At 37.3% G+C, this 13,010-nt stretch carries 14 protein-coding genes; 4 read left to right on the top strand and 10 right to left on the bottom strand.

The features are described 5' to 3' along the window. Positions 1 to 15 precede the first annotated feature (15 nt). Positions 16 to 2,205, bottom strand: a complete 2,190-nt coding sequence (locus tag H5118_RS01515; RefSeq protein ID WP_182747523.1) for an EAL domain-containing protein — start codon at positions 2,203 to 2,205, stop codon at positions 16 to 18. A 111-nt stretch (positions 2,206 to 2,316) separates the two neighbouring features. Between H5118_RS01515 and H5118_RS01510 the strand changes: the two genes are divergently transcribed. Both H5118_RS01510 and H5118_RS01505 read left to right on the top strand, forming a co-directional pair. After that, complete coding sequence (locus tag H5118_RS01510; RefSeq protein ID WP_182715711.1) at positions 2,317 to 2,898, top strand: SRPBCC family protein; 582 nt, start codon at positions 2,317 to 2,319, stop codon at positions 2,896 to 2,898. Then, complete coding sequence (locus tag H5118_RS01505; protein ID WP_039485422.1) at positions 2,867 to 3,754, top strand: TIGR03899 family protein; 888 nt, start codon at positions 2,867 to 2,869, stop codon at positions 3,752 to 3,754. The genes H5118_RS01510 and H5118_RS01505 overlap by 32 nt, the downstream gene beginning before the upstream one ends. A 33-nt stretch (positions 3,755 to 3,787) precedes the next feature. Here the strand turns inward: H5118_RS01505 and H5118_RS01500 are convergent, their stop codons facing one another. From H5118_RS01500 to dusA, 7 genes are all read right to left on the bottom strand, one after another. Continuing rightward, positions 3,788 to 4,555: a TIGR04219 family outer membrane beta-barrel protein gene (locus H5118_RS01500; RefSeq protein ID WP_182747521.1), complete on the bottom strand. Its 768-nt coding sequence runs from the start codon at positions 4,553 to 4,555 to the stop codon at positions 3,788 to 3,790. 3 nt (positions 4,556 to 4,558) lie between these two features. Further along, the gene (locus tag H5118_RS01495; protein WP_024603343.1) at positions 4,559 to 5,545 is read right to left on the bottom strand and encodes a DUF2333 family protein; all 987 of its coding nucleotides are present in this window, start codon (positions 5,543 to 5,545) and stop codon (positions 4,559 to 4,561) included. A gap of 8 nt (positions 5,546 to 5,553) precedes the next feature. Beyond that, a complete protein-coding gene (locus H5118_RS01490; protein WP_182747730.1) occupies positions 5,554 to 6,063 on the bottom strand; it encodes a copper chaperone PCu(A)C in 510 nt (169 codons plus the stop codon). 79 nt (positions 6,064 to 6,142) lie between these two features. Then, on the bottom strand, positions 6,143 to 6,469 hold the full coding sequence (locus tag H5118_RS01485; RefSeq protein ID WP_002957925.1) for a hypothetical protein: 327 nt from the start codon (positions 6,467 to 6,469) through the stop codon (positions 6,143 to 6,145). Between the two features lie 172 nt (positions 6,470 to 6,641). Further along, on the bottom strand, positions 6,642 to 6,848 hold the full coding sequence (locus H5118_RS01480) for a PspC domain-containing protein (RefSeq protein WP_101163631.1): 207 nt from the start codon (positions 6,846 to 6,848) through the stop codon (positions 6,642 to 6,644). Between the two features lie 9 nt (positions 6,849 to 6,857). Then, entirely contained in the window at positions 6,858 to 7,538 is a 681-nt protein-coding gene (locus H5118_RS01475; protein WP_182747519.1) for a PspA/IM30 family protein, read from the bottom strand. Between the two features lie 245 nt (positions 7,539 to 7,783). Next, a complete protein-coding gene (dusA, locus tag H5118_RS01470; protein ID WP_182747518.1) occupies positions 7,784 to 8,758 on the bottom strand; it encodes a tRNA dihydrouridine(20/20a) synthase DusA in 975 nt (324 codons plus the stop codon). A gap of 131 nt (positions 8,759 to 8,889) precedes the next feature. Between dusA and H5118_RS01465 the strand changes: the two genes are divergently transcribed. Then, positions 8,890 to 9,978 carry a site-specific integrase gene (locus tag H5118_RS01465; RefSeq protein ID WP_182747516.1) on the top strand — a complete coding sequence of 363 codons (1,089 nt, stop codon included), beginning with the start codon at positions 8,890 to 8,892 and terminating at the stop codon, positions 9,976 to 9,978. A gap of 66 nt (positions 9,979 to 10,044) precedes the next feature. Further along, on the top strand, positions 10,045 to 11,211 hold the full coding sequence (locus H5118_RS01460) for a tyrosine-type recombinase/integrase (protein WP_182747514.1): 1,167 nt from the start codon (positions 10,045 to 10,047) through the stop codon (positions 11,209 to 11,211). A gap of 302 nt (positions 11,212 to 11,513) precedes the next feature. On the opposite strand, the gene H5118_RS01455 is transcribed toward H5118_RS01460, so the two are convergent. Both H5118_RS01455 and H5118_RS01450 read right to left on the bottom strand, forming a co-directional pair. Further along, positions 11,514 to 11,783 (bottom strand): hypothetical protein, encoded by a 270-nt coding sequence (locus tag H5118_RS01455; protein ID WP_182747512.1) that lies wholly within the window; start codon positions 11,781 to 11,783, stop codon positions 11,514 to 11,516. 399 nt (positions 11,784 to 12,182) lie between these two features. Continuing rightward, positions 12,183 to 12,917, bottom strand: a complete 735-nt coding sequence (locus tag H5118_RS01450; RefSeq protein ID WP_182747509.1) for an endonuclease — start codon at positions 12,915 to 12,917, stop codon at positions 12,183 to 12,185. Between the last annotated feature and the right edge of the window lie 93 nt (positions 12,918 to 13,010).

Below are 13,010 nucleotides of genomic sequence, written 5' to 3'. Positions count from 1 at the left end.
TAAGTTAATCTTTTTTTAGCGTTTATTTATAAATTCTATCAATTCATGCTCAGGCATAGGTTTAGCATACATAAAACCTTGTACCTCATCACAGCCTAAGTTTTTTAAGAACTGAGCTTGTTCTTGTGTTTCAACGCCTTCAGCAATCGTTTTTAAACCCAACTTAGCACCAAGAGAAATAACTAAGGCAGCAATAGCGCCAGTGTCATCATTTGGCAGATCCTTAATAAATGCACGATCTATTTTCAACCTATCCAAGGGTAAACTTTGTATATAACTAAGCGATGAAAAGCCAGTCCCAAAGTCATCAATAGCAACCTCAATCCCTAACTCTTGAAGCTCTCTAAGTGTATTAATAACAGTTTCGAGTTCATCCATTACTACGCTTTCTGTGACTTCTAACTCTATGTTTTTTGGCTTAACGCCATATTTTAATAATGTATTTTTAACGTTTTGAGCATAGCCTTTTACTTTAAACTGCGGAACAGACACATTAACCGCAATACAAATTTCGGTACCCATATTTTCTAGGCGCTTTTGTTGTTGGCAAGCTTGCTCTAAAACCCACTGCCCTATATCAACAATCAAGCCCGCATCTTCTGCAAGTGGAACAAATACCGCTGGCGATATATATGATCCATTACCGGTGGGCCACCTAAGTAATGCCTCACACCCAATTAGAGACAAGTCTCCTAATGAAAGTTGAGGTTGGTACCATACCTCTAACTTGTTTCGAGCAAAATCATGGCGTAATTGCCTAATAATTCCTATGCGCCAAGCCATTTTATCTTGCATGTCAATATTGTAATAAACGCCTTCTTTATGCTTTGCTTTTTTAGCTTGGTCAAGTGCAATATAAGCAACTTTAAGTGTATCAATCCCGCTACTTTGAAAGTCTTGCTGTTGGCATAAACCCAATCTAAAATCGATAGGCAATGTATGCTCTTCTGCGCAAAATGGAACACCTAACTGCTCATTCAATTTTTTTAAGTCGAGTTCATCACAGCGAATAATAAAACCAAAAACATCAGCACCAATACGAGATAGTAACTTAGCTGTTGGGTAGTTTTCTTTTAACCTTTGCACAATGCCAATTAATACTTTATTACCGACCTCTTGCCCTAAGCCATTATTAATATCTGCAAAATTAACTATATCAAGTAGTACAAATACATAATCATTCACGTGCGGCTTTTGATAACGCTCTACCCGTTCAATAAAATTGGTACGATTTGAAATACCTGTAAGCACATCTTTATAAGCTGCATCTCTTAACTTTACAAACAGCCTTATATTATCGAGGGCAACACTCACATTTGTTAAGAAGATTTCAGCAAACTGCAATTGTGCTTGCAAAGGAACATGGTCACATTCTATATATAAAGCCGCTTTTCTATGCTTACTTTTTAATACAAATGTTGCACTTGAGTCTGTATGTTGATGCTTTGATAAATCAAAACACAACTCAACTTGTTTAAATACTTTGCTATCAACATTAATTAATTTTTCACCAAAGTAGTCTTCGTAATGCCCACAACCACCTAATACTTGAATAAAGTCATCGCCGTCTAATTTGCTGCACACAAGCCCTCGAGGTGAACACTTTAAAATAATACTCATGTGCTTGATGATTTCTTTGCATAGTTGCTTAATATCAGTAAGCCCTAAAATAGACTTTGATGCAGAAACAATCGTGTTCATTGCATCACTTTGATATTCAAGCTGGCATACCTGCTCGTAAGAGCGAATAGCGGTTATGAGCGATGTTACTAATTTAGAGCGAGTGAGTTCTGTTTTAGTTTTATAATCATTTATATCGTATTCACGTATTACTTTTTCTTCTGGTATATTACCAGCTTGCCCTGTTCTTAAAATAATTCTCACATGTTGATTATTTAATTCGTCACGCACCCTTTTTACAACCTGCAAGCCAGCATCGTCAGTTTCCATAATAACGTCTAAAAAAATAACTGAAATATCGTTATTTTCAGCTAAAATCTCTATTGCTTCAGCTCCCGAATAGGCATCATGAAATCGCAAGCCTGCCCCCAAAAACTCAACCCCAGACAAAGCTAACTTTGTTACAGAGTGGATCTCAGGTTCGTCATCAACAATTAAAATATCCCAAAACTTAGTCGGCTCAATTACTGCATCATCTTCATAGTCTTGTTCAAAAAATAAAAAATCGTTTTGATCTGACGACATTCGCTCTCCTAGGTAGCAATTTATAAATTATTTTTGGTTTATAATCTAATTCATACTATAGTCGATTAATAAAAAGTTGTTGTATTTCAACTCAAAAAACTAATAAAAGGTGTGCTTATTAAACCATTAAAAATATTAATCAAAGGCGTACTGTTATTGTTATTGGTATTAGTGCTGGTAGGGCTGATACTTCCCCAAAGTTATAATGTAAATAAAACAATAGAAATCAATGCAAATATTGACGCAGTAAAACCGCTTATTACTGACTTTAATCAATGGCAAAAATGGTCTCCATGGGAAAAAGTAGACCCCAGTATACGTTTTACCTTGGGCGAACCTAGCTCTGGCCTAGGTGCTCATCAGTCTTGGAAAGGAAAATGGGGGTATGGTGAAATGATCATAACTTCGGTGAATCAAAATAAGGTCAGCTTTAATATACTTTTAAATGCTGAGCATATTATTAGGGGGACTTTTAATTTTAGTGAGCAAAACGGTATCGTCACTTTAATATGTAAGATTAACGGACAAACAACCGCCCCTTTAATATCGGGTTACACCGCAATTTTGAGCGAATATGTGCTCCGTAATACAGTTTCAATGGGGTTAAATAACCTTAAAACTGTTGCTCAGCTTAGTCATTCACAAAGGACAATGCACAGCCATGCCAGTCAAGACAGCACAAGCGAGAATTAACCTTGCTAACATTATCGAATCCTTACTTGGTTACCCTATAACAAAAATAGGCAGTAACGGAATATTGCCTACCCCCGAACAAAATTACGATATTAAAGGCCAAGTTAAGCCGCTTTATCATATCAACAGTGAAAACTCTGTTTTAGCTCGTGCCCAAAAGCGCCAAGATTTACTACTAATAAAACAACAACAAAATATAGAGTCAATTTTAGCAATGGCTATGGGGTTTTGCCCCGATGTAGCAAGTACTAAACAACCCGATGCTGACTGGGTAGAGCATTTTATCGCACTGTGCGAAGATACTTCAAATGCGTCAATGCAAACTTTATGGGCCAAAATTTTAACGGGAGAAACACTCAACCCTGGTACGTTTTCAATTAAAAGCCTGCAAACGTTAAAGCATATGACACAGCGAGAAGCTGACTCTTTGCAAAAATGTGTGTCGCTCTCAGGCTATAACGAAAAAGACGACAGCCACTTTATTTTACTCGGCTTTTACAAAAAACCGTCATTGTTTGATTTGCTACGAAAAGGCAATAAAGTGTCTCTAAATTTAGGAAAAACAGGTATTAGTTTTCCTGATATTTTAACACTTATGGATCTTAATTTACTGTATAGAAAAGAAATTGAATCTGCAGTGCTTAAAGCGGGGCAAGAACTTACCCTTTCATTTTTATCGCAAAAAGTAACGTTAAAAGCAAAAAGCAGTGATTTGGTATTAAGCTATTATAAATTCACGCAAACAGGTGATGAGTTATCTAAACTCATTAATTTTCCTGTAAATAAAATTTATAAGCAGTTAATTAATAATGCGCTGGAGGGAGAGTTTGATTTAGCGTGGCACGCAATAAAATAATATGCCACGCTTTGTTTAATTAGAAAATACTAATTAAAAGTGAACCTGAATACCCGCAAATGGGCCTGATGCATCAATATCAGTAGTAATATCATCTACATCATCAAGTTCTAATACCATAGAGCGGTAACCTGCTTTAACAGCAACATCTACTGCTAGGTTATCAATAAGTTCCCACGCTACGCCTACTTGGTAATCTTGTACTTTGCTATCGTCAATAGCCAAAAAGCTACCTTCAAAAAATACACTTAAACCAGTAAATGGTAAGCCTGCTTCGGCACGGCCATATGCAAGAGGAACAAAACCAGAGAAATCTTTGGTTTCAGTTTGAGAAAGCTTTTCTTCAGGATCATAGCTTACTGTAATTTCACCGTCGAATTGCTTAACATTTAAACCTAAATCAATAGAAACTAAATCGTTATCGAAGATTTCATAATAAAGAATATAATCAATGTGCGATAAATCACTAACAGTATTTACTTTTCTGTTTGTATCGAAGGTACTGCCATTAAAGCTAAACGTATCACCAATAACCGCATCACCATCAAGTTCAAGTTCTGTATATTTTAGCTTAATGTTTGGAACTAGCGGCACTGGGTGCTCAAGTGCTGCGTAATAGCTAACAAATGTTTCATCCTCAAAATCAAAACCTTGAGATGCTTTATCTTTATAAGAAAATTGACCATCGTTATCTGACTTCCACCCATCAACACCTACGTATAAACCTAGTAGAGTGTCAGCTTGCGCTGCTGGTGCTAAACATGCCATTGAAAGGGCTGCTGCTAAACAATACTTTTTCATTTTTTATCCTTGAGCTAGTAGTTCGCTGAGTTCGATTAAAGCCGCATTGGCTCTAGAAATATAATTTGCCATAACTAAAGAATGGTTTGCCACATAGCCAAAACCATTGCCGTTTAAAATAAGTGGGCTCCATACTGTTTCTTGAGTCGCCTCAAGTTCACGTATGATTTGTTGTAAGCTTACACGTGCATTTTTCTTTTCAAGCACGTCATTAAAGTCATACTCTATCGCTTGTAAAAAATGCAGTAACGCCCAAGTAGCACCGCGCGACTCGTAAAACACATCGTCAATTTCTAACCATGGTGTTCTTACTTGCTGCTGCAGTGGCGCAAGAGTTGCTTGTTTATTAGATGAATTACCCGCTAAATCGGTGTTCACTTTTTCTTGGCCTACACTGGCACTTAAACGTTGGCTTAAGCTACCTAAACGTTTTTCAGCTTCTTTAAGCCAACTACGTAAGTTATCTGCTCGTGCGTAAAATTGGCTATCGCGCTCATGCTCATTAGCAATTTGTCCACGATATACCATTAAGTAGTCAATACCTTTTTGGTACTCACCTTCGGCACTTGGCCATGCCCATGCCTCAGAGCTTATATTAAACTGCGGCTGCGCCTTTTTAAGGGCTTCATGTTCCGTTGATTGTGATTGAGAACGGCTAAAATCTTTTCGCATAGAAAGCGATAAATCACGTACCATTTCTAGTGCGCCATATTCCCACGCTGGCATATCATCCATAATAATACTTGGTGGTATTACATCATTTGATAAGTAGCCACCCGGTTTATCTAGTAAGGTATTGGCTACCGTAATTAATGTAGAAGTAGTTACATAACCCGTTACTATTTTTTCATTACGAAGCTGCGCTTGCTCTTTCGCGTTGGCAACAACGTCAAAACGTGAAGGTTCTGTGCTCCAATAAACAGCAATTGCGTAAAAAATGATAAGCAGTAAAACAATTATTCCTGCTATTTTTCCTTTATGTTGCGACATGTGTACTCCTAATGATGAGCGTGTTGAGTAGATGGTTTTGACTGCTTAGCTTGCGCTTCAAGCGACACGACTTGAGCATTAGTAAATAAGCGATTACCGTCACTAAAATATAGTGTGAGTTTACGTTCTTGTCCTACTTTTAATGGCTCTTGTGGTTCAAATGCCATTAAATGATAACCGCCAGGCTGAAAGCTGACACTTTCGTGCGCCTTAATTTCAACCGATTCAACTTGTTGCATTTTCATCATGCCGTCTACATGTGAATGCTCGTGTATTTCAACACGCCCTAAGCCATCAATAGTTGCCTTAATTAAAGTTGCTGCGGCTCCACTGTGATTAATAAGGGTTAAATAACCTACAGTTGAAGTACTGCCAGGTAAAAACTCTCTAACTTGCGTGTTAGTTACTTCGAGCACAGCCACATCAGAACCATGATCGTGTCCTGAGTGCGCCGCCAACGATGACGAAAAAAAACTAAATATTAATGCAGAAGCCATCGAAAAACATAGTTTCGTCATCATTCTTATCCTTATGAAAACTTTAAATTACAGGCTAAATTTAACATAGTTAACCTATAATAGTCAGTCAAATTAAGGATTAAGAGGCTACTTTTTTGTTATCGGCAACAAGCCAACACAACACTGCAACAAATAGTAACGGCCATGCAATCATTATAGATCCGAATAAAAGCGCTAAAACAGTCCCTGCTAATGCCACTACACCCGCACCAACTAATCCCATAGTAATTAAAGCCACTACCGCAACTACAGCAATAATTGCGGCCAAAGCACCTACAAGCTCGAGCCCAGCCCAACTAATGTCAGCAATCCATAACGGCAACTGCCAAGAATCAATCTGCACAAACGTTATTAAATCAGTAAACAGTAATAAATAGATAATTACACATACTGCCAAAGCTTTCATAGTAATTCTCCTTATACCAACCGGCTTATACATGAGGTCTATTTAACGATAAGAAAATTGCGCTATAACTAGGCAAAAATTTTTATACTTAGCTGTTCTAAATTAAAATTTTTAACAACGTTATAGGGTGATTTAATTCGTTAAATTGTTCAAATATTTATGACTGTTGGTATTAATACTCTTTATTTTCAAGACAGCAATGCGCTATAAAATAGCCAAGTGCAACTGCAAACGGAAAACTCAAAAACAATAAAATAGTAACTACGCGTGTTGCCCATACCGGAAAGTCCAATCTATGGGCTAAACCACTACAAACACCCGATATTTTTTTATTCAGAGTATCTTTATACCAACCTCGTTGACGATTAAAGCTGTTCATAGCAATCTCCTAAGCAGTGTGTTTTAAATTAGTATTTAAGTTCGCCTTTAAGCGAGCCAGTTCAGCATCAATTTTTTCATTTTTAACTAACGACTCAATTTGGGCACTGGTAGAACTTGCTGTATCAGTCAGCTCATAAGCCTCTACTTGAGCTTCAATACCTTCAACACGCTGCTCTATTTGTTCAAAACGAGACAACGCATGGGCAACTTTATCGCTTTGTAGTTGCGTACTGATTCGCCCTCTAGCAATAGCAACATTATGGCGTTGCATTAACTGAGTTTGCTTAGTTTTAGCCATAGCCATTTTTTGCTGCAAGCGTTCACAATCAGACTTAATTTTTGCAATAGACTCTTGCAATGTTTCTAGTTGAGTTTGCTTATTTTCAATGCTTTCATTAACGCGTTGCTTCTCAAGTAAAGCTGATTTAGCAAGGTAATCACTGCCCTTCTCAACCGCACGTTCTGCTTTCATTTGCCAAGCTGCTAATTCTGTTTTTTTAGTATCAATTTGGCGATTAATTACTTTCTCTTCACACAATAAAGCGGCTGCTGTACTACGACACTCATTCAATGCATCTTGCATCTCGGTAAGCATTAGGTTTAAAAGTTTTTCTGGATCTTCTGCTTTATCAAGCATGGCGACAATGTTTGATTGAATTACATCATTTACGCGGTTAAAGATTCCCATGGTATTCTCCTGTTGATTTTTAATTAATTTCAACAAGAAGATTCCAAGAGTTGTGCCAAGTCCATCAAAACAAAAATAAAACATTTAAAATCATAATGATAAACAACAATCACTCTAAATTTTAGTGACTTTAAGCTGAACAACATAGAGTGTAATTGGCCAATAAATTATGATTTTGACTAATTTTTAGGATCAAAAAAGCCACTCGAAAGTGGCTAAAATTTAGAATTTTTAAAGCTTAGTTTTTATTCTGGTACAAAGCTTAATGCTTTATCCATTACCGATAAATCAGCTTGCTTACCGTGACCACTTTCAGAAAGGTGGCGTCTAAAACCTCGCGCACCAGGCTGCCCCTGAAAAATACCGAGCATGTGACGTGCAATATGCCAAAAATTAGCACCCAAACGCATTTCTTCTTCAATGTAGTCATACATTGAACGCACTACGTCGTGGCGTGACTGCGTGTTTGCAGCATCACCATAAATTTTCTCATCAACGTCATTGAGCATAAATGGGTTGCTGTAAGCCTCACGCCCAATCATTACACCATCAATATGTTGCAAATGTTCTAGGCTCTGCTCAATTGTTTTAACACCGCCATTTAGGCTTAAGTCTAGCTGCGGATAATCTTTTTTAAGTTGATAAACACGCGGATAATCAAGCGGTGGAACTTCACGATTTTCTTTCGGGCTTAAACCATTAAGCCATGCTTTACGAGCATGAATAATAAAATCATCACACCCTACTTTATGAGACGCTTCAATAAGCGCACATAAAAACTCATACGAATCTTGCTCATCAATACCAATACGCGTTTTAACGGTAACAGGAATGCTTACTTCGTTTTTCATTGCTGCTACGCACTCAGCAACTAATTGAGGTTCAGCCATTAAACATGCGCCAAATCGGCCATTTTGAACTCTGTCTGACGGGCAACCTACATTTAAATTTATTTCGTCATAACCACGCTCACCTGCAAGTTTTGCACATTGCGCAAGCGCTTTAGGATCAGAGCCACCAAGTTGCAGCGCAACTGGGCCTTCGTGTTTATTAAAATGTAAGTAGTCGCCTCGACCAAATAAAATAGCCCCTGTGGTTATCATTTCAGTATAAAGCACAGTATGTTTAGTCATTTTGCGATGAAAAGTACGACAATGGCGATCAGTCCAATCAAGCATGGGGGCCACAGAAAATCTGCGATCTACTCTATTTGCGACCATCACTCTGAACCCATTGATTTATAATGACTTATATTAATTTTTAACAATTTTTTAACTCTCTAAAATTCTGACGATTTCTGGCTATTTCCGCTGATTTTTAACCCTCAGGAAGACAATAGGCAGACAAAACTATGGCTCATTATACCATCCGAAAACGATTTCGCGCAGATCAACCTGTATTTTGTGCGTCAGTTATTCAGAAAAATAAAGGAATAATTACTTTTTCAAAATCTAAAACACATTCATCTAAAACGGCTGCTGCTAAGTGGGCCAAAAACTTAGTCAGTCAATTAGAAATAAATGAAGCGATGAACCACCTAGGACTAAAAGAGATGACATTAGGAGATCTAATTAATGAGTATATGATAAGAAAAGAAAAATCGAACCGCCCTCTGGGTCGTACAGCTAGTTACGGTTATAAAACGATTATAAAATATCCTATTGCCGAGTTAGTTTCTTCTAAAATACAGAGCCATGATATTGTTCAATTTTGTTTACAACGCAAAAATTCAGAACATAATCCCTCCCCTGCAACAATCAGTATCGATGTAAGCTTAATAAGAAAAGTGCTTCGAATTGGTAAGTCACTACTTGGCGTACACTGTAATCAACAATCTGTTATTGAAGCTTATCAAGCACTTTACGACCTCAGGCTTATAGGGAAATCAACTCCAAGAAACCGCAGATTAGAGTGTAACGAGTACAACAAACTACTGAATGAACTGGCTAAAAAGACAGAGCATCATTGCAACCAAATTCCTTACGTTAGTATTTTCGAGGTTTCTTTGCTTACCTGCCTGCGAATATCAGAAGTTACCTCATTACGGTGGAGTGATCTCAATTTAGCAAGAAAGACAATATTAGTACGAGATCGTAAAAACCCAAACGGTTCCCGTGGCAATCATGATCAAATCCCACTTCTTGGTAATGCCATTGAAATACTTTTATTACAGCCTCGCACTTGTGATCTTATTTTTCCTTACAAAAGTCGTTCTATCACCGCTGGTTTCAGAAGAACATGTAAGAAAATTGGCATAAAAGGATTACGCTATCATGATCTCCGTCGAGAAGGAGCTTCTCGTTTAATTGAAGCTGGGTATAGTATCGAAGAAGTTGCCACGATAACAGGCCATAAAGATATGAATGTATTATGGCAGGTTTATACAAAAATAACGCCAGACCATCTCGTTGAAAAAGATATGCTCAATAAATCTAAGTAATAAAACACAAACTAAATACTCTCTTTTAACATGGTGTCGAATCTTAAAGCTTCGTTAGGAGAGAACATGAGTATCAAATCTTACAAATCAATCAGAACAGGTCTAACAACGTACAAAGCTGAAGTTGTCCGAAAAAGACAAGGTAAAATTATTGAAAGGCTTTATCGTACTTTTAATAGCTATGAAGAGGCCAAAACTTGGTATGACATGATCCGAGCTTTTTGGAACAATCAACTCTGGCTTAAAGGATATGTAATTGACTGCTCTACCGTATTTGAGGCTGCTGAATACCTACTTAAATTAGCAGAACTAGGCGTTGTCGATTTAGGCAAGACTGAAAAGTCGAACCTCAAGATACTTGTAAAAGAGGGATCACCATTACGATATTTAATGCTTTATGACCTTAGTACAAGCTCTATCCTTAGATTTTGTCGTTGGCGAAGAGGCCCCAGTAAATCTGAGCCAAAAGTAAATCCACAAACGGTTTACAGTAATTTAGCAACCTTAAAAACCTTGCTGAGGTTTTTAAAAACTGAGCTTCGTTTAAATGTTTGTCCAAGCTTACTAGAGGACACTGATCTTCAAATACAGCTAAAACGTGAAAAGTTAGCCATCAAGTCCGTTCCAAGAAACCGTCGTCCAGAAAAATGTGAGCTAAAAGCTATTTACAACAAATTGGCGGAAAAGGAAGAGTCTAAGCGTGTGCGAATCCCTTACACGCTCATGCTTCTAATGGCAATTTGCACGGGGCTCAGAATTAGTGAACTAGTTAATTTAATGGCTGAAGACATAAACTACACCGAAAAATTTGTTTACTTAAGAACATATAAAGGCTCTGGAGGACTAGCTAAGAAAAAAGATTGGGTAAAACAACCATTAATCCGAGAGTCTTTTGAATTACTCACAAGCTTTGTAGCGAGTCAAAATATTAGCGGTGGGAAAATATTTGACTTTACTTCAGGAGGAGTTACCGCCGCGTTTCGACGAGTATTGCCAGAATTAAATATTGAGAATTTACGGTGGCACGACCTCCGCCGTGAAGCGGTTAGTCAACTAATTGAATTGCAAGTTAGTAAGCAAATTACGAAAGCAGTCAGCCGTCATATAGATAAAGACGCAGATGTCTTCGACACCCATTATTGTCAACCGAGTATGGAAGAAATACACAAGCAAATTCCAATGGATTTAGCTAAACACCCTAAAATGTCTTTTTTGTCTGACCAGGTAACATAAAAAAGCCCATCTATATTGAATGGGCAAATGAAAACACTAACTAACAGAGAACTAGGCCGACTTAATGTCGGCCTTTTTATTTTGTTCTTTCTTCACGGAAAGCCTGGAAGTCCAGAGTGAAGTGGCATAAGGAATTTGGTCGCTATGTTAGAAGAATTACCTTTACTCATGAAACACCTCTTATTAGAAGTTACAATGTAACTTATTGGGTGTCTAGCAAACTATGGGAAGTCCAGTTTACAGAAAAACAATTGTTACATTATCTGATAGATTTTAGTAAGAAGTTCTTCTATATAAGAAACCTACAACGAAGTTACTTTCAGACCTGAAGAAACAATATAGTCCTCAATTAGTTTACGACTTTGGGGTAAAGGTGAAAGAGTCTCTACTTCGGTCAAAAGCTCTATAAGACTGTAGGCAGCCTGTTGATCATATTCCGAGCCAAATGATTTAATACGTTCAAACATATTCGTATTATGTTTAGTTATTTTACCATAAGCATCTAGTGCTTTTTGATCTTCGGTTGTCTCTAATTCAAGTTCTGCTTTTATATCAGTAAATTCAACAGTCATTTTAGTAACTCCTTTTAAATGTGAGTGCTAAGTGTAAAGAAGATGGGGGCATCTTAAAACACCTAACAATTTAATAGTGCGCTCATCGCGCATATTTTTGCCGACTTAGCGCTAATTTTTCTACTTCCTATAGTTTTAACAAATTACCTAAGGTATTACTATCACCAAGTTTTCTAAAACTTTAAAGTAAAGTTAAATAGAACAATATGCGTGAAGATCAGTTTGACCAATCAATTAACTAAGATATTTAGCCAATCTCAATGACCGCTGATCGCTCAAAGCTGAAGATTCTGAATTAATAACTAATGAAAACTGAAAACTGAGAGTTGCACGTTTAAAAAAATCACTTAATTGGTTCTTAATTCTAAGCTTTCATAAATCATGATTAAGGTAATATGTTTAAAGGCCTTTACTCTCACAGCGACTTTTTACTACATTATTTTGATTCTTTTGTAGCTTTGAAATTTTTTCTGCTCGAGCACATTCCCAAGCATCTACAGGATACATTTTATCCCACGCATTCATTAGTTGGCGTTGCGCTTTACTCATGTTGTATCGTTTATAGGTGTTCTCCATATACAAATAAGTACGCGCAATTTGCCCTCTGGCTATTTCAGGTGGTTCAGCTTTGCTGTCGTCAATTTTCATCGCACAACGTCCAAAATCGCTTTTAGCCGCTGGAAGCATGGTAAAGTTATGATTACTTCTCAGAGCATTCACAGCCCCAATAGCCGGATAAAGGTTGAACATATCAGCTTGCATGAAACGGTATTCTGTATTTACTTTTTCTGCACATCTTCGACCTTTAAATGACTTCCCCTTACTATTCACACACCGCTTATGCCCATCTCGCCATTCGCTAAAAGTACGACCAAAGTTTTCTGCTGGAACAACATGTTCCCATTCAATTTTTTTAGCTCGTTTGACGTACTTTGTTGTAGAAAAGCCCTTCGGTGCGGTTACTTTTTTATTAACGTCAAATGTCGCACCACAATAAAGTGTAATGCGGTGGTTGTTATAAACCTGCTTTTCTAGAAGTCGTTTAGCTTTGCTAAATGAGTCGATTTCTTGATTTGCTGAAGAGGCAGCAGAGAAAATAAGTGCTGCTAACAGTGTAATTGTGGATGCTTTCATTATGATTCTTGATACCTATTTCGGTTTAAATATGCCACATATAATAAATGAGTTAATAAGCTAGTTCTTATTTGTGGTGACTGACAATTTTAA

This window comes from Pseudoalteromonas sp. SR41-1, from assembly GCF_014164015.1.
GTDB classification, from domain to species: Bacteria; Pseudomonadota; Gammaproteobacteria; order Enterobacterales; family Alteromonadaceae; genus Pseudoalteromonas; species Pseudoalteromonas distincta.
This window is presented reverse-complemented; position numbering and strand designations above follow the sequence as displayed.